The 18,131-nt window shown below is 50.8% G+C and carries 15 protein-coding genes; 12 read left to right on the top strand and 3 right to left on the bottom strand.

All coding sequences use genetic code 11. From position 1 onward, the window contains the following. Positions 1–87: 87 nt before the first annotated feature. Positions 88–468 (top strand): hypothetical protein, encoded by a 381-nt coding sequence (locus AB2U10_RS04120; protein ID WP_367913271.1) that lies wholly within the window; start codon positions 88–90, stop codon positions 466–468. 118 nt (positions 469–586) lie between these two features. Here the strand turns inward: AB2U10_RS04120 and AB2U10_RS04115 are convergent, their stop codons facing one another. Together AB2U10_RS04115 and AB2U10_RS04110 are read right to left on the bottom strand one after the other, a co-directional pair. After that, positions 587–3,031, bottom strand: a complete 2,445-nt coding sequence (locus tag AB2U10_RS04115; RefSeq protein ID WP_367913272.1) for a TonB-dependent receptor — start codon at positions 3,029–3,031, stop codon at positions 587–589. A gap of 120 nt (positions 3,032–3,151) precedes the next feature. Then, positions 3,152–3,982, bottom strand: a complete 831-nt coding sequence (locus AB2U10_RS04110; RefSeq protein ID WP_367913273.1) for a glycerophosphodiester phosphodiesterase family protein — start codon at positions 3,980–3,982, stop codon at positions 3,152–3,154. Between the two features lie 396 nt (positions 3,983–4,378). Here AB2U10_RS04110 and AB2U10_RS04105 point away from each other — a divergent pair, with 396 nt between their 5' ends. The 9 genes from AB2U10_RS04105 to fbp all read left to right on the top strand — a co-directional run bounded on the left by AB2U10_RS04105 (position 4,379) and on the right by fbp (position 13,995). Continuing rightward, positions 4,379–6,058, top strand: coding sequence for a DEAD/DEAH box helicase (locus tag AB2U10_RS04105; RefSeq protein ID WP_367913274.1), 1,680 nt, complete (start codon positions 4,379–4,381; stop codon positions 6,056–6,058). Between the two features lie 159 nt (positions 6,059–6,217). After that, positions 6,218–7,153: a sugar phosphate isomerase/epimerase family protein gene (locus AB2U10_RS04100; protein ID WP_367913275.1), complete on the top strand. Its 936-nt coding sequence runs from the start codon at positions 6,218–6,220 to the stop codon at positions 7,151–7,153. Further along, positions 7,150–8,175: a hypothetical protein gene (locus AB2U10_RS04095; protein WP_367913276.1), complete on the top strand. Its 1,026-nt coding sequence runs from the start codon at positions 7,150–7,152 to the stop codon at positions 8,173–8,175. The genes AB2U10_RS04100 and AB2U10_RS04095 overlap by 4 nt, the downstream gene beginning before the upstream one ends. A gap of 79 nt (positions 8,176–8,254) precedes the next feature. Next, positions 8,255–10,549, top strand: coding sequence for an NADP-dependent malic enzyme (locus AB2U10_RS04090; protein WP_367913277.1), 2,295 nt, complete (start codon positions 8,255–8,257; stop codon positions 10,547–10,549). Between the two features lie 107 nt (positions 10,550–10,656). Beyond that, positions 10,657–10,899 carry a DUF3820 family protein gene (locus AB2U10_RS04085; protein WP_367913278.1) on the top strand — a complete coding sequence of 81 codons (243 nt, stop codon included), beginning with the start codon at positions 10,657–10,659 and terminating at the stop codon, positions 10,897–10,899. Then, positions 10,874–11,545 (top strand): NUDIX hydrolase, encoded by a 672-nt coding sequence (locus AB2U10_RS04080; RefSeq protein ID WP_367913279.1) that lies wholly within the window; start codon positions 10,874–10,876, stop codon positions 11,543–11,545. The genes AB2U10_RS04085 and AB2U10_RS04080 overlap by 26 nt, the downstream gene beginning before the upstream one ends. Further along, complete coding sequence (locus AB2U10_RS04075) at positions 11,542–12,078, top strand: DNA-3-methyladenine glycosylase I (protein ID WP_367913280.1); 537 nt, start codon at positions 11,542–11,544, stop codon at positions 12,076–12,078. Before AB2U10_RS04080 ends, AB2U10_RS04075 begins: the two co-directional genes overlap by 4 nt. A gap of 40 nt (positions 12,079–12,118) precedes the next feature. Beyond that, on the top strand, positions 12,119–12,841 hold the full coding sequence (locus tag AB2U10_RS04070; protein WP_367913281.1) for an SIMPL domain-containing protein: 723 nt from the start codon (positions 12,119–12,121) through the stop codon (positions 12,839–12,841). 143 nt (positions 12,842–12,984) lie between these two features. Beyond that, positions 12,985–13,995 (top strand): class 1 fructose-bisphosphatase, encoded by a 1,011-nt coding sequence (gene fbp / locus AB2U10_RS04065; protein ID WP_367913282.1) that lies wholly within the window; start codon positions 12,985–12,987, stop codon positions 13,993–13,995. A 100-nt stretch (positions 13,996–14,095) separates the two neighbouring features. On the opposite strand, the gene AB2U10_RS04060 is transcribed toward fbp, so the two are convergent. Further along, positions 14,096–15,565 carry a Gfo/Idh/MocA family protein gene (locus AB2U10_RS04060; RefSeq protein ID WP_367913283.1) on the bottom strand — a complete coding sequence of 490 codons (1,470 nt, stop codon included), beginning with the start codon at positions 15,563–15,565 and terminating at the stop codon, positions 14,096–14,098. A 257-nt stretch (positions 15,566–15,822) separates the two neighbouring features. Between AB2U10_RS04060 and AB2U10_RS04055 the strand changes: the two genes are divergently transcribed. Both AB2U10_RS04055 and AB2U10_RS04050 read left to right on the top strand, forming a co-directional pair. Continuing rightward, positions 15,823–16,482, top strand: a complete 660-nt coding sequence (locus tag AB2U10_RS04055) for an NAD-dependent epimerase/dehydratase family protein (protein WP_367913284.1) — start codon at positions 15,823–15,825, stop codon at positions 16,480–16,482. Positions 16,483–16,530: 48 nt separating this feature from the next. After that, positions 16,531–18,126: a Na+/H+ antiporter gene (locus AB2U10_RS04050; RefSeq protein ID WP_367913285.1), complete on the top strand. Its 1,596-nt coding sequence runs from the start codon at positions 16,531–16,533 to the stop codon at positions 18,124–18,126. Positions 18,127–18,131 lie beyond the last annotated feature (5 nt).

Genomic DNA, 18,131 nt, shown 5'->3' with positions numbered 1-18,131 from the left:
TAACAATATACCCTTTTTTGGGTATTGTTTCATGGGAAGAGCCGGGCTACTTTTGCTTAACAGACAGAGAAACTAATAAAAATCAATATGAAATACGCATTCAAACAACTCGTATTTATCCTGCTTCTGATCCCGTTTTCCTGTAAAGATAAAACGGTAGATCCCGAAGCTCCGGCAGTGGTCACCGGTGATATGTTCTCCATATCGGGCCGGGGAACGGTCATCACAGGCACCGTTACTTCCGAAGGCGGGTACAAGCTTTCTGAAATCGGGGTGGTTTACGGTACTTCTTCCGCTCCTACCATTGAAGACGTAAAAGAAGCAATAGATATGACAGAGGTGAGCGACTATCCGCATGAATATGCGGTTACCATCCGGGGCGGCCTGCCATCGGGTACGGTATACTACAGGGCCTATGTAATGGCCAACGGGAAACCCTTTTACGGCGAAACCAAACGCAAGGGGTAATTTCCCGCAGATAAAAATTGTAAGGTTAAATAAGGGTAAAATAATCTCTGATGGGGGTGTTCCTCAGAAAGAGCTTCAGGGGTACTGAGAAGATTCTTCCCGGTACCCCTACACAATTTTAACGGAATCCCCCTTCTTCAAATTCCCCGTTTCCGCCGCCGTCGTTATTATTTCCTTTTTTCTTTGCATCGTTCTGCATACCCCCGATCCGGTAAGTGAACGACACCATGGCCATCCGGCGCATCCAGCGGTTTTCCTGCTCGCGGTAAAACTGCGCTGTCTCTGTATAACCGCCCCAGCGGCGCTGGTTGAAAAGGTCTCTTACATTCAGGTTTACAGTACCTTTCTTCTTCAGCACATCCAGCTTGAGCCCGGCATCCACAATAAACGCTTCCACGCTTTTGCCCTGGGCCTGCACCATGGGCGCCCGGTACTCCGTACGCAGCTGAGCCGAAAGATTGGGGCGGATACGGTAATTGGTGATGGCGTTCACGTTCCAGTTAAAGCCTTTTGCAGGATCGATCTTAAATTCTTCACTGCCATAAAACCGCCGGAAGAAGAAGTTGGCATTGGCCGTCATGTCTACCTTTTTACTGAAATTCAGCTGGGAGATCAGCTCCAGCCCGCTGGCTTCGTTACGGCTGATATTCTGGAACTGCGAGAAAGTAGCACCGCTGCTTCCCTCTACCGAAGTAATCACCGACTGCACCACATCATTTACGCGGCGGTAATAGGCAGAAGAGGTCAGGGTCACCTTTTCCCAGAAACGGGCATAGCTCAGCTCAAAAGCATGGATATCTTCGGGCATCAGGTTCGGATTTCCCTGGCGTATATTCATCGGGTCTGATACATCGATGAAGGGGTTCACCTGCCAGCCTCTCGGGCGGTTTACCCGGCGGGTATAGCTGGCCTGCAGCTGGTTTTCCTTACCGAATTTGCGGGTCAGGAAAAGGCTGGGATAAATCCGGAAATAGTCCAGGTGCCCCTTAGCCGACCGGTCGTTCGGTGCAAGCACCGGATCATACGAAACATATTCCGTGTTCAGGTAAGCCTGCTCGGCCCGTAAACCGGCCTGGAACCCAAGCTCCCTGGTCAGCTGGTTTTCGTAATTGACATACAGGGCATGCACGGTGCTTTTCATCAGGAAATCGTTGCTGATGGCATAATCAGGCACCAGGGCATTGGTTGAATCCATATACCGGGAGTATTGCGTTTCATCCGATGAACGCACGATGGTCCGGTAACCGGTTCCGAACTTGCCGGTCTCGGAAAGCGGAAGCGTATAATCTACCTGGATATTCATGTTGGTCCCGCTTTCGGTGGTTTCGTTCCGGCGGTCTTCTATCAGGTTACGCGACTCCGTAAAGTATTGCAGGAAAGTATTCACCCCTTCTTCCGTATTTTTCCCCCGGGCAAAAACGGCTGTCAGCTCCTCTCCTTTCCGGGTAAATTCCTGTTTGAAATTCACATTGATATCGTATCCGAGGTCGTCTTCGTTCTGGCGCGAATACCGCTCACTGTTTCCCGTCATTTCAGGATTATTGGTGTACCGGTAGAAAAGATCTTCGCGGCGGTCATTATCGCGCAGGCTCATATTCCCGGAAACGCCCAGGAGGGTCTTTTCGGTGACATAGTAGTCTACACCGGCGCCGAATCCGTGATTCAGTCCCTTACGGGTGCTTTCACTGCGGGTTTCCGTACGGGCATCGGTCGCAAAAAAACGGGTATTGTTCCAGCTGTCGCCTACCATATTCCGCCGGTTAAAATTATAGCTGCCGAAATAATTCCATTTACCCTGCCGGTAATTCAGGTTAAAGCCGGCACCGGCATTGCCGTACCAGCCGGCGGAGGCCGTTGCCGCTCCGTTAAACCCGTAACGGGCTTCTTTTTTCAGTACAATATTGATGATGCCCGACTGCCCTTCCGCGTCGTACCGGGCCGAGGGGTTGGTGATCACTTCCACCCGTTCAATGGCGTTGGCCGGCAGCGCCTGCAGCAGGCGGGTGATGTCGTTTCCGGCCATAGCCGACTCTTTGCCGTCAATAAGTATTTTTACATTGGAAGCTCCCCGCAGGCTGACCGATCCGTCCATATCCACCTGCAGCGAAGGCACATTTGCCAGGAGGTCGGTAGCCGTACCGCCCACGCTGATGGCGCTCTGGCCCACATTGAACACCTTCCTGTCCATCTGCAGCTCCATAGCCGGCTTGGCACCGGCCACCACCACTTCTTCCAGCAGGGTGCCGGTAGATTGCAACAGCAGCGTGCCCAGGTCCAGGTTCCTGCCGTTTTCCACCACAATATTCTTCTGCATATCTACAAAGCCCACATAGCTGGCTTTCAGGTAATAGCTTCCGGAAGCAATGGCCGAAAGCACAAATTTTCCGTCGAGGTCGGTCTGAACCCCTTTTACATAATCATGGGTTTGGGAATTGAACAGGGATACATTGGCAAATATCAACGGTTCCCGGTCGCCTTCCCCTTGTAACAATCCGCTGACATCTGCCTGCCCCAATGCACGTAGGGAGCAAAGCACGCAAAAAAACAGAATACTTCTGAACATGAAATTTTGAGTTGTAACTTTTTTAACTGAATGGTATTGGTTCTATACTATATATACAACTGCAAAATTACCAAAATCTTATAAACCTTCTTTCTCCTCCCTGCGGCCGCGGCCGGCATTTTATGGCCGGGCCAGCACCGCTTTCAGCCGGGCGGGGTAGTCGGTCTGTACCGCACGGATGTATTTATACCGCCGCAGGAAGTCTTCGTAAACCGACTGGCTATCAGACGCTTTGCGGTCTGTATCTCCCAGGCTGTTCATCCACAGACGGATGCCCCTGTTATAGGCTTCAGGCAGCAGGGGGGAGTTTTCAAAAGAAGGATCCACGTGAATAATATCGGTCAGGTCTTTGTCGATTATTTTTCGCATTTGGTCATCATTATATGCCCGGGGCATCATCTTTATACGGGGATTTATCGTATAGAGGGTGTCCATTTCGGTATAATCGTACAAAAAGAACAATACCTGGCTTTCCATTCCCAGCTCCCTGATCATGGCATAGGCTCTTTTACGGGCCTCCATGCCGTCTACCTTAAAGTCGATATCTACCATCACCCTGTCTTTGGCATAGGCAAGGGCCTCCCGGAAAGTGGGGACCCGGTAATGGGTAGCCTGCCCGTTATGGGTGAGGTACAGCTGCTGTGTTTCTGCATAGGTAAAGGTACCAACCTCCCCCTTGCCGGTGGTAGTCCGGTCGAGCTGCCTGTCGTGCATGAGCACCATCACGCCGTCGCGGGTCTCGCGTACATCAATCTCCACCACATCAGCACCCGCCTGTACGGCCTCATCGATAGCCCCCAGTGAATTTTCAGGCACGGTGAGGTGTCCGCCGCGGTGCGCCGCCACCCATATCCGGGTAGAATCGGGTTGCCGGCTGATACGCTGCGCCCATGTAAATTCTGTCACTAGCAGCACCAGCACCGCCGCCAGCATACCTGCTCTCTTCTTCATAATCCATTCTGTTTTATTCATATAACCGGTATACATTTATATCAGAGATATAACTCCGGAAAGACCATTAAAGACTAACCGGACTCTCCTGTTTTCCTGTTTTTTGATATAAATTTTACCCGGAAACCTCAAAAATATAACTTTTACAATATTTTCCTGCCCGATCTGAAGAAAATTTAAACCCCGTAAGCACCAACCGGGAATATTTCGTACCTTTGCATCCGATTTATCCGTTAGGGTCTCTGCATTCGGCAAAAGGATTTATACCTTTTATTTTTTTACCCCTTCAGAGCAGTAAACGGATCTGGTCCGTGATGAAGGGCGTGTCGCTATCGCCTCTAATTTATTATCTAAAAAATATGGGTTGCTCAGCGTAAGCAACCTGCAGTCATTTGTATGCAAACATTACAGTTTTCAGAACTTCCTATTTCAGATTATATCCTGAAAGCCGTGGAAGAAATGGGTTTTACCGAATCTACTCCAATCCAGACAGCCGCTATCCCTGTAGTTTTATCAGGCCGTGACGTGATCGGCCAGGCGCAAACCGGAACCGGAAAAACCGCCGCTTTCGGTATCCCGGCCATAGAGCACGTGGATGCCGACGACAGAAGCACCCAGGTGCTTATTCTCTGCCCTACCCGTGAGCTTGCCCTCCAGGTTAAAGAGCAGATCACCCTGCTGGCCAAGTACAAAAAAGGCCTGCTGGTAACCGCCATTTACGGTGGGGAATCGTATGAAAGACAATTTGCCAACCTTAAAAGAGGAACGCAGATCGTGGTAGGTACGCCCGGCCGTATCATGGACCACATTGAAAGAAAAACCCTAAAGCTGGATAACATTTCAATGGTTATCCTGGACGAGGCCGACGAAATGCTGAACATGGGCTTCCGGGACGATATTGAGCAGATCCTTTCGCACGTGAAAGAAGAACGCCAGACCGTGCTGTTCTCGGCCACGATGTCAAAAGAGATCATGAACATCACCAAAAAATTCCAGAACAACCCGGAGATCATCAAAGTTACCAAAAAAGAGGTAACCAATACCAACATTGAGCAGTCGTTCTACGCGGTGAAAAGAGAAGCCAAATTTGAGCTGATGGTTCGCCTGATTGATGTGCATGACCTGCAGCTGATGCTGGTTTTCTGTAACACCAAATCAAAAGTAGACGAAGTGGTGGAAGAGCTTCAGGCCAACGGCTATGCAGCTGAAGGGCTTCACGGTGATATGCGCCAGGCAGCCCGTAACCAGGTGATGAACAAGTTCAGGAACGGAAATACCAAGATCCTGGTGGCTACCGATGTGGCGGCGAGGGGTATTGACGTAAGCGGTGTAGATGCCGTGATCAACTATGACCTGCCCATGGACCTGGAATACTACGTGCACCGTATAGGCCGTACCGGCCGTGCCGGTAAGCTGGGTAAGGCGTTCCTGTTTATCACCAAACGCGACAGAAGCCGGATGCGTGACCTGGAACAATACACCAAAGCAGCTATTCCACAAGGAAAGATCCCGACCGGCGCCGACCTCGACAAAGCCCGTGCCGATAAATTTATTGATAAGATCAGGGAAAATATCCTGGACGAAGACAACCAGCGCTACGAGGCCATAGTAGACCAGCTCAAAGAAGAAGGTTACTATACCCACCAGATCGTTTCTGCCCTGATGAGAATGCAGATGGGAGCCGCACGCCGTTCCGATTTCCGGGATGAGGACATTTCTGACGACGCAAGAAGCAGCAGGGGTGAAAAGAGCAAATTCGGTGGCCGTGAAAAAAGCGATCGTTTCAGCGCCGGCAGCCGCGATAAAAGAAGACCGGCCGACAGCGGCCGCGTAAGCGAAGAAGGAATGACCCGCCTGTTCATTAACCTGGGCCGGAAAGATAACGTTTCGCCAAACCATATTGTAGGTGCCATTGCCTCTGAGGCACGGATCCCCGGACGGGTGATCGGCCAGATCGATATGTACGATAAATTCAGCTTTGTGGAAGTGCCTCACCGCGATGTCAGGAAAGTCATTGACGGTATGAGAGGAAAAACCATCAACCAGCGCGAAGCCAATATCGAAGTAGCGAAGTAAGCAGAACATTGCCGGATGACGCGGATTTCTATACAGTTTTGTATAGATGATCCGCGTCATCTGCATTTCAGCCCTTCCGTTACTCCCTCATATTATCTGTTTTATCTGCACATCAATTGCTTTTTTTCTTATTATTGCAGGGAATAAAACTTTAACCTTATGTACCTGTCGCGAAGAAAATTCCTGAAAGCCTCCGGTGTTTCGGCACTGGCTGGGCCAATGCTCCTCAGTAACCTCACTTCCTGCAAGCAGGATCAGTCAAAACCGTTCGGCATCCAGCTCTGGACCGTCAAAGAAGACATGGCCAAAGATCCTTTAGCCACGCTTAATTTCCTGTCGGATGACGGATACAGGCAAATTGAAAGCTTCACCGGTGAAAAAGGCATCTTCTGGGGCATGACTCCTGCCGAATTTCAGAAAGTGCTCTCAGATCTGGGCATGGAGATGGTCAGCTCGCACATAGACCCGCGTTTCACCATTGACCCGGCTTCGGAAGACGACTTCAAAAAGCTCTGCGACGAATGTGCCTCTATCGGCGTTAAGCATGTGTTTAACCCCTACCCGGGTCCGCAAAGCTCTTCAGACGACTGGAAAAGGCTGGCCGAAGGACTTAACCGGCAGGGGAAAATCGCTAAGGCTGCCGGCCTGAAAAGCGGGTACCACAATCACCACCAGGAATTTACCGTGACACCGCAGGGTGATCTGCCCTACGCTATCCTGACCGGCAATACCGATCCTGCGCTGGTAGACTTCGAGCTCGACCTCTACTGGGCGGTGAAAGCCGGCCAGGACCCTGAAAAATGGTTCCGTGAGCATTCGGGCCGCTTCTCTTTTGCCCACTTCAAAGACCTTTACAAAGAAGAAAAAGTACGGGAGCTTGACGCCTCTGATGAGCCGCGCACCGAAGAATGGCCCGTGGGCGCCAGCACTTTCCTGGGTAACGGGCGCATTGACTTCGCCTCTATCCTGAAGACCGGCAAAGAAAACGGGCTGAAATATTTTATCGTGGAACAGGAGCGTTTTGACGGCTCTACGGCCCTTGACGACAGCAAAAAGGATGCAGATTACATGAAAAAGCTGCTGGCCACGTCATGAAAAGGTACCCGTTCAGGCTGCTGGGCCTGGTGTTGCTGGCCGGCCTCCTGGCCGTTGTGCTGCGCACCCTCATCCGGTCAGGTGCATTTAAAACGGTTAAAAACTACCGCGATAAGGTAAAGGTTATACCGGTTCCTACCCCGCCGGGCATTGAAGACCTCGATTACGACCCGGAAACGGGAACGCTCTTCCTGAGCTCTCACGACCGGCGCGACAGGAACTCTACCGGTGCTATTTATGCGCTTGATGCAGACGGCAATCACCTCAGGAACCTTACGGAGCACCTGGCGCTTTCCGAATTCAGGCCGCACGGCATTTCCTTCCTGAACCTGAACGGGAACAAATACCTCTTTGTGATCAGCCACCGAAATACCAAAAATGTGGTGTTGAAATTCCGGTTCCTGAACGACTCTCTCCGGCTCGAAAATTCTTTCTCCAGCACCGACTTCAGCTCTCCCAATGACCTGCTGGCCGTAGGAGAAAATGCTTTTTTTGTAACCAATGACCACGGTGCGGTAGACGGGTGGAAGAAAACAGCGGCCGATTACCTGCAATTGCCCGTAGGCAACGTGGTGTATTATGACGGTACCCGCTCAGACATTGCCCTCGATAAAATTACATATCCGAACGGCATTGCCCTCTTTAACGACCGCTTATACATTGCCTCTACCCTGGGCAGCCGGATCGGTGTATACAAGCCGGTAACCTCTTATTACCGCCTTGAAAAAGAAAAGACCCTGAAAGTTCCGGATGCCCCTGACAACCTGATGGTATACGGCAACCGGATTTACTTTGCGGCCCACCCCAAGCTGCTGGCCTTTGCGGCGCATGCACGCGATGCCGGTAAAATTTCCCCGTCTTCTGTATACTACCTCGAAAATGATCAGCCCCACCTGGTGTTTATGGATACCGGCCGGCAGCTCTCGGGCTCCAGCACGGCCCTGCCTGTGGCGGATTCTTCGGGGAATATCCGGCTCTATATAGGAAGCGTCTTTGAGTCACGCATCCTGAAGCTGGAATAAAGTAAGAAATTGGTTCCTAATTTCCCTGAATTGTACTTACTTGCAACCTCATTGATTTTGTAATTTTCAGATTGACCAAATGAGTTCGAAAAAAAACCTCAAAGAAGAAGCTTTAGAGTATCATGCCAAAGGCAGACCCGGCAAAATCGAAGTAATTCCGACCAAGGAATATGCCAACCAGAGAGACCTTTCACTGGCGTATTCGCCGGGAGTGGCCGAGCCCTGCCTGGCTATCCAGGCTAACCCGGATGACGCCTACAAATACACCGCAAAAGGCAACCTGGTAGCCGTGATCAGCAACGGCACCGCGGTGCTGGGCCTGGGCGACATAGGCGCCGTGGCCGGTAAGCCGGTAATGGAAGGAAAAGGGCTGCTTTTTAAAATATTTGCCGATATTGATGTTTTTGATATTGAATTAGACACCACAAACGTCGATGAGTTTGTCAGGACCGTAAAAATTATGGAACCCACCTTTGGTGGCGTAAACCTGGAAGACATCTCAGCACCGGCCTGCTTCGAAATTGAAGAAAGGCTCAAAAAAGAGCTGAATATTCCGATCATGCACGATGACCAGCACGGAACAGCCATCATTTCTTCGGCCGCCCTCCTGAATGCCACAGAGCTGGTGGGCAAAGACCTTTCCGGAATGAAGATCATTGTGAACGGGGCCGGGGCTTCGGCCATTTCCTGTTCACGCCTATATATTGCGCTGGGAGCTGACAAAAAGAACCTCTTCATGTTTGACTCCAAAGGGCTGATTCACCCTTCACGCACCAATCTTGACGGCAAGAAGATTGAATTTGCCAACGATAACCTCCCGGCCGATACCACCCTGGAGCAGGCCATGCAGGGAGCCGATGTATTTGTGGGGCTCTCGAAAGGAAACGTAGTTACCCAGGATATGGTCAGAAGCATGGCCAAAGACTGTATCATCTTTGCCCTGGCCAACCCTACCCCCGAAATATCGTATGAAGAGGCCATGGCCGCCCGCCCTGACATCATCATGGCAACAGGCCGCTCTGACTACCCCAACCAGGTGAATAACGTGCTGGGCTTCCCCTTCATCTTCCGGGGCGCTTTAGACGTGCGGGCCAGCGAGATCAACGAAGAAATGAAGCTGGCTGCCGTACGGTCACTGGCCGAACTGGCTAAAAAGCCGGTACCCGACCTGGTGAACCTGGCCTACAGCGAAGTTAATCTTTCTTTCGGTAAAAACTACATCATCCCGAAACCGGTTGATCCCCGCCTGATCACCACCGTTTCTCCGGCCGTGGCCAAAGCGGCCATAGAAACCGGTGTGGCCAAGCACCCCATTACCGACTGGGAAACCTACGAGCACCAGCTAACCAAACGTCTCGGACAAGACAATACCCTCAGCCGGGTGATCATGACCAAAGCGCAGAAAAATCCCCGCCGGGTGGTGTATGCCGATGCCGAGAACATCACCGTGCTCAAAGCCATCCAGCAGATCGTGGAAGACCGGATTGCCATCCCGATCCTGCTCGGAAACAAAGAGAAGATCCGTGCCCTGATCGACGAAAACAACATTCGTCTTTCAGAAGAAATAGAGATCATTGATCCCCGTAACCCGGCCAATGCCACAGAAGAGGACCAACTGGTGAAGTTTGCCGATTTTCTGTTTGAAAAACGCCAGCGCAAGGGCATTACCGTGCAGGACGCCAAAGATATGGTAACCCGAAGAACCTACTATGGCTGCCTGATGGTCAAGCTGGGCCTGGCAGATACCATGATCGGCGGTATGACCCGTAATTATCCTGACACCATACGCCCGGCACTGCAGGTGATCGGGCCGGCCGACGGCGTCAACAAGATCTTCGGGATGTATATCCTTATGAGCCGTTTCGGCCCGCTGTTCCTGGCCGATACCACCGTTAACTTTGATCCGGAAGTAGAAGACCTGGTGCAGATCGCCGAGATCACTTCCGAAATGGTACAACAGCTGAACATCAAGCCGAGAATTGCCTTTGTGACCTACTCCAACTTCGGATCGGTAGCAAACGGCCCGGCGCCGGTTCGCTTACGTAAGGCGGTAGATATACTCAGAAAGAAACACCCTGACATGGTGGTAGACGGTGAAATGCAGGCGCACCTGGCTTTTGATACCGAGCTGCTCAAAGAGCATCATCCGTTCTCCAGCCTGGCAGACGGTCCGGCCAACGTGCTGATCTTCCCTAACCTTTCTTCGGCCAACATTGCGTATAACCTGTTGAAAGAAGTAGCAGGAATTGAGAAAGTAGGCCCGTTGCTCCTGGGACTCAAAAAACCCATCCAGGTGCTTCAGCTGGGTGCTACCGTGCGTGAAATTGTCAACCTTACGGCCATTTCAGTGCTCGAAACACTGAACCAGGAATAAGTTAATAGTTAGAAACGAAAAGTTATGGAATATCAGTACATATATTCCATAACTTTTAACCGCAGCGGCGGACCGCTATTCACTTTTCGTTTTTAACGTAACATCATATGTTTCCCGACAAAGAAATCCTCCTCACCCTTGTGCAGACAGAAATGCCCTTCGGGAAATACAAAGGTACCCTGCTGGCCGATCTGCCCATAAGCTACCTGGAATGGTTTATGCGCAAAGGCGGGTTCCCGGCGGGCAAGCTGGGGATGCAGCTGGCCACCGTTTACGAAATCAAACAAAACGGCCTGCACGATATTTTACATCAACTGAAGGAATATGGAAAAACTGGAAAACGCCCCTAAATTTCAATTGTGGAAAAGCCACCTGCAGGCAAGCGGGCTGGCCGTAAATCACATCGAAGAAGTTTATACCCGGCGTAATCACCAGGGAGAAGTGCTGTTTTCACTGGTCCTGCTGGATGCCCGAACGCCCGAAGGCAACAAAATACCTCCCATCTGTTTCCTGAAAGGCGAAGTGGTCACCGTCCTGGTCTGTCTTATTGACCGCCACACCCGTGAAAAGCACCTCCTGTTGGTCAGGCAAAGGCGTATAGCAGAAGGCGGACTGACCTACGAGCACCCCGCGGGCATGATAGACAACACCCAAACGCCGCAGGAAGTAGCCGTAAGAGAGATTTTCGAAGAAACCGGGCTTTCTGTTGCCGGGGACCGGCTCACCCCGGTATTCCATGACCGCCGGCTTTTTCCCAGTACAGGTACTTCTGACGAATGCATGTACCTCTTCTTCACCGAACTGGAGCTTGACCGGGAGGAGATCATGGCCATCAGCAACCGGGAAACCGGGGTCGACGATGAGCACATTACCACCCTGGTACTGCCCTTTGAAGAAGCCCACCGGCGTATGAACAATACCAACTGTATCCTGCTTAACCTGGCTTATCTCCAGGCAGTAGAAGACTGGGAACTGCTGAAAAAACTACCGTTATGAGCTATTGCGACTATTGTAAAGCCCTGCCCGTTGATAATCATCACCGCATTTACCATGATTTTCATTACGGGTTTCCTATTGAAGACGATAACGAGCTGTTCGGCCGGCTGATCCTGGAAATCAACCAGGCGGGATTATCGTGGGATATCATCCTGAAAAAGCAGCAGGCATTCAGGGAAGCCTATTCGGGGTTTTCCATAGAAGAAGTGGCCCTGTATACCGAAACCGACCGCGAGCGCCTGCTGGCCAACCCGGGGATCATCCGTAACCGGCTGAAAATAAATGCAGCCATACACAATGCCGGCGTGATCCTGGAGTTAAAGAAAGAACACGGCACCTTTAAAAGCTGGATTGAGCACCATCATCCGAAAAAAAAGGAAGAGTGGGTAAAAATATTTAAGAAAACGTTTAAATTTACAGGAGGAGAAATCGTAAACGAGTTCCTGATGAGTACAGGTTACCTGCCCGGTGCGCACGTGGAAAGCTGCAGCATCTTCCGTGAGCACATACAACAAACGGGCCTGGTTTACTAAAGTACCCCGGGCACCCTTTATCCGGAACTAACTTATACATATGAAAAATTACCTCATCGCCGCCGTTGCCGCTATTCTTATAGCGTTGATCCTGAGAGATGCCGTCATCCACCGGAACAAGACAGAAAAAACCATCACCGTTACCGGCCTGGGCAAAAAAGATTTCACGTCTGACCTGATCGTATGGTCAGGCAGCTTCAGTAAAAAGAACTTCAACCTCAAAGAAGCCTATGCCGAGCTTGACAAAGACCGGGAGATCCTGAAAAATTACCTGGTTTCAAAAGGCATACCGGCTGCTTCTATTGTTTTCTCTGCCGTTAATATCAACCGCGACATCTCTAACGAGTACGACCCTCAAAGCGGCCGCTCACGCAATACCTTCAACGGCTTTAACCTCACCCAGAGCGTGCAGATCGAGTCAAAAGAAGTAGACAAAATAGAAGATATTTCACGGAAAGTCAGCGAGATCATCAACCAGGGCGTAGAATTTTACTCCAACACTCCCGAATATTACTATACCAAACTGGCCGAGCTGAAAGTGGAAATGATCGCTGACGCCACCAAAGACGCCAATAACCGGGCCGAAAAAATAGCCCAAAATGCTGATGCCCGCCTGGGCAGCCTCAAAAAAGCCAGCATGGGGGTTTTCCAGATCATTGCCCAGAATTCATCGGAAGATTTCTCCTGGGGCGGGTCGTATAATACCTATGCCAAAAACAAAACGGCTACCATCACTACCCGCCTCGAATACGAGATCAAATAGGATTTAAGCCGGAAAAAACCTTTTTATCGCTTAAAAACGTATGATTTTTCCCAGAAATCATTATTAATATTTTTTATTAATCTTTCTTCTTTCATGGCTTGAAGGAATAGGCTATTTTCGCGGAAAATAACTTCATCAACACCATGATTACCAAACCCATCCAGACACTGGGTGAATTTATTATTGACCGCCAGGATCATTTTAAATACGCCACCGGTGAACTTTCCCGTATTCTGAGCGCCATACGGCTGGCTACCAAGATTGTCAACAATCACGTCAACCGGGCCGGCCTGATTGATATCCTGGGTGACCACGGGGAAGAAAACGTACAGGGAGAAATACAGCAGAAGCTGGATGTTTTTGCCAACACCACCTTCATCAATACCCTCTCCCAGCGGGAGGTGGTATGCGGTATTGCCTCAGAAGAAAACGAAGACTTCATTGCCATCCAGAGCACCAAAAACCAGGACTACTGCAAGTATGTAGTGCTCATTGATCCGCTTGACGGCTCCTCCAACATTGACGTAAACGTTTCGGTAGGTACCATTTTCTCCATTTACCGCCGGGTAACACCCATAGGCACGCCGGTAACCATTGACGACTTTCTGCAGCCCGGCCACATGCAGGTAGCGGCGGGTTATGTGGTATACGGTACATCGACCATCCTGGTTTACACCACAGGGCACGGGGTAAACGGCTTTACACTTAACCCGGGAGTAGGCGTTTTCTTCCTCTCTCACCCCGACATGAAATTCCCGGAAAAAGGAAAGATCTATTCAATCAATGAAGGAAATTACGTGAAGTTCCCGGCCGGTGTGAAGAAGTTTCTCAAATATTGCCAGGAAGAAGAAGGCGACCGGCCCTATATCTCCCGTTATATCGGTTCGCTCTGTTCTGATTTCCATCGTAACCTGCTAAAGGGAGGCATTTACATCTATCCTTCAGGCACCAACAAGCCCAACGGTAAGCTCCGGCTTTTGTACGAATGCAACCCTATGGCGTTCCTGGCAGAACAGGCCGGCGGAAAGGCCTCTGACGGCTTTACCCGCATTCTCGACATCACCCCTACCAGCCTGCATCAGCGGGTACCCTTTTTCTGCGGCAGCAAAGACATGATGAAAAAAGCGGAAGAGTTTATGCAAACAAAAGAATAAGGGGGTAAGTGAAAAACTAAAAGTGAAAAGTGAAAAGTTGCGGTACATAATTCCTTATATAAAAGAATTGTACCGCAACTTTTCACTTTTCACTTTTCACTTAAATAAGCTTCCAGCCGTCACGGTAATTCCGTGTCACATACTGGTTAGCGTCATCGTAATTGGTGATCTTCATATCTTTACCGTTCCAGAGCAGCTTCTTGCGTCCGTCAAACTCCAGCCAGCCTTTATCGTTTTTCTTGGCGGCCTGGTAGCTGCGGATAGCCAGGTTACCCATCAGCACGGTTTCGGTCAGCGGGCCGGAATAGTCGAACGACGACGTAAGGGCAAGATGCTCCTTGCTGCCAAAGCCCGCCTTAATGGCCTCTGTCCAGGATACCTGGTGTCCGTACTCCGACAGCGTTTCGTTCTTGTTTGAAGTTTTATAATCTTTCGGCATGGTCAGCACCTCGCCGTTATTTTTGTACACTTTAGGCTCCAGTCCGTACGTACCACAGGTCATGATACCCTTGCTACCGATCATCATTACCCCGTTGGCGCTGCCCTTCTCCCCGATCGAATCGTTAGCCGGGATCAGGTCAGGATGGAAAGGCCGGATACCGCCGTCGGTCCAGATCATCTTCAACGCCTTGTTGTTTTTCTTCGTGGCCGGGAAAGCCACCTGAACATGCGATGATGGCGGACAACCCTCAGGAATATATTCCGGGTTCCAGTCTTTGATGAATACCTGGCCTACGCTGCACTCCACTTCGGTAGGATAGCCCAGTCCGAGTACACGAAACGGCGGATCGATCAGATGGCAACCCATATCGCCCAGGGCACCGGTACCGAAATTCCACCAGCCGCGCCATTTGAACGGATGGTAAAGCGGGTGGTAATCCACATAATCGGCCGGTCCGATGAACAGATCCCAGTTTTCTTTGCTCATGGTATCGGGCAGAGGCGGGTTACCTGACGGCACCGGGATTCCCTGCGGCCATACCGGGCGGTTGGTCCATACATATACGGTATCTACCGTTCCGATCAGGCCTTTGTTGAACCATTCGATCATCTGCTGCTGGCCGGGGTTAGAGGCCCCCTGGTTACCCATCTGCGAAACCATCTTGTATTGACGGGCAGCCTCGGTCAGCCTCCGGGTCTCGTAAATATTATGCGTAAGCGGCTTCTGAACATATACGTGGCACCCGTTCTGCATGGCGGTCATAGCGGCAATTCCATGTATATGGTCGGGTGCGGAAATGGTTACCCCGTCAATTTCCTTACCCATCTCTTCAAACATCTTCCGGAAGTCGCTGTACCTTTTGGCATTGGGGAATCGTTCCACCGACTTCGCAGCCTGGCCGAAATCCACATCACACAGGGCCACCACATTGTTGGCGCCGTTATTGTAGGCGTTGAAAATATCGCCGGTACCTTTTCCTCCGGCTCCTATCGCAGCCAGGTTAAGCTTGTCGCTCGGCGGAATATACCCTTTTCCCAATACATGGCGGGGAACAATGAGAAATGACCCGGCAGCCACCAGGCCGGTTTTAATAAAACTTCTTCTGGAATTATCAGAATTTTGCTCCATGATTTTTTATATAAGGTTAATATCAGTTACCGGAAAGTACTTCTGTCCGGTTTTCAATCGGCTTTAAAATTATTATTTTTTTCAGAATAAGCCGCGTTCTGCAGGCAATAATATTTAGCCCGCATGAAAATTTCCAGCCGCACAAAAAACCGCAGACCGTTTATCTGCCCCGGATCCGTAAAAGTATCGGTTTAAACTTAAATAGTATCTTTCCGGTAAATTTGCGTAATTTACCTTTGTAACGGTAAACCAACAAAATGAAACTCAAAGTCATTATCACAGGCGCTACCGGCATGGTAGGCGAAGGGGTTTTGCAGGAATGTATCGCTAACCCGCTGATAGAAAACATATTGCTTATCAACCGGAGGCCAAGCGGATATTCGGGACCGAAAATAAGGGAGCTGCTCCACGACAATTTCAATGATATCTCCGCTATCTCCGGCCAGCTGGCCGGTTACGATGCCTGTTACTTCTGTGCCGGGGTTTCGTCTGTGGGAATGAACGAAGAGCAATACACCCGGGTTACCTACGACCTGACGCTGAACTTTGCCGCTTCGCTTGCCCGCAATAACCCCGGCATGACCTTTTGCTACGTATCGGGGGCCGGCACCAGCAGCAACGGCCGGCAGATGTGGGCACGGGTAAAAGGTAAAACCGAAAGTGACCTGGCCCGGCTGCCTTTCAAAGCGGTTTATAACTTCCGTCCGGCATTTATGAAACCCGTTCAGGGAGCCCGGCATATCAAAGGATATTACAAGGCCATTGACTTCCTGTTTCCTTTCTTCCGGCTGTTCAGCAAAACTTTTTTCCTGAGGCTGGAAGAAGTGGCCCGGGCCATGATCAACGTAACCCTGAACGGCTACCCCCAAAATGTTTTAGAGGTAAAAGATATCTCAAAACTTTCCGGAATTTCATAGATTTGCAAATCGGCCCGCAAGAGCGGTCCCCCTGTTAAAAACACGAAGATGGTTGAGCACTTTGTATTTTACCTGGCCCTGGTGCTCGTCATCATTATTGCCATCATGCTGGCCAACAAGCTGAGAATAGCGTATCCTATTCTGCTAGTTATTGCCGGCCTGCTGGTCAGCTTTATACCGGGCATCCCGGTGATCACAATTGATCCTGAGCTGATCTTCATCATCTTCCTGCCGCCTCTCTTATACGAAGCCGCTTTCGCCGTTTCCTGGAAAGAGATGTGGAAGCTGCGACGCATCATCACCAGTTTTGCTTTCGTAGTGGTTTTCCTGACGGCCCTGTCGGTGGCCTTCGCCGCCAATGCCATTATCCCGGGCTTTTCACTGGCCCTGGGCTTTGTGCTGGGCGGCATCATTTCTCCTCCTGACGCCGTTAGTGCCGGGGCCATTCTGAAGTTTGTAAAAATTCCGAAAAACCTGTCTACGGTTTTAGAAGGCGAAAGCCTCTTCAATGATGCCTCTTCGCTGATCATCTTCCGCTTCGCCATGGTGGCCGTGGCTACCGGCCAGTTTGTATGGCAGGATGCCGCCCTGAGCTTCGGCTGGATGGTAACGGGGGGCGTAGGTATAGGCATTTTACTGGCTTTTATCTTCCTGGAAGTTCACCGGTTTTTTCCTACTGACGTGAATATGGACACCATTCTCAGCCTGGTAGCTCCTTACCTGATGTATATTGTGGCCGAAGAAGTGCATGCCTCGGGCGTGCTCGCCGTGGTAAGCGGCGGCCTGTTTCTTTCGGTCAGGAGACACCAGTTTCTCCGTACCTCTGAAGCGCGTTTAAAAGGGGCCAATGTCTGGGAAAGCTTTGCTTTCCTGATTAACGGTATCGTCTTCCTGCTGATCGGCCTTGATCTCACCGAGATCATGCAGGGGCTGGCCGATGAAGGTGTCAGCTTGTATGAAGCGGTGAGCTACGGCCTGCTGATCACCGCCGTACTGGTCGCGGTACGGTTTTTAGCAGCCTTCGGTGCCGTTATAGTAACCCTCATCATGCGAAACTTCATCCGGGTGGCTTCCCGTGATCCCGGTATGAAAGCGCCGCTGATCCTGGGCTGGACGGGCATGCGCGGGGTGGTTTCCCTGGCTGCCGCCCTGTCTATTCCTCTGCAGATGGATAACGGGCAGTCCTTTCCCCACCGTCACCTCATCCTGTTTATCACCTTTGTGGTGATCCTGGTTACCCTGATCGTGCAGGGCTTAACCCTGCCCGCTTTGATCAGGAAGTTAAAATATTCAGACCTGCAGGATGCCTACCTTTCGGAAGAAGAAGCACAAAACCTGCTGAAAAAGGGGATGCGCGAAGCGGCTTTCAGCTACCTGCACGAAAACCACCGTGACAAAAAAGCGGAAAACGAATATTTCCGGCAGCTGATGGACCGCTGGGAACAGGAAGGCCCGGCCGCTTCAATGCACGGGGTTTCTGACCCGGCCCGGGCCATCTGCTTCGAAGTGCTGGAAGAGCAACGGAGATGGCTGCGGGAGGAAAATAAAAATAACCCGAAAATAGACGAAGAGCTGGTAAGGCTGCACCTGCTGAAGCTGGACCTGGAGGAAGAACGCCTGAGAATCGGGCAACATCTATCGTAAACTAA

Source organism: Leadbetterella sp. DM7, assembly GCF_040829825.2.
In the GTDB taxonomy this organism is placed as follows: domain Bacteria; phylum Bacteroidota; class Bacteroidia; order Cytophagales; family Spirosomataceae; genus Leadbetterella.
The sequence above is the reverse complement of the archived record's forward strand: the minus strand, read 5'-3'. Positions and strand labels throughout refer to the sequence as shown.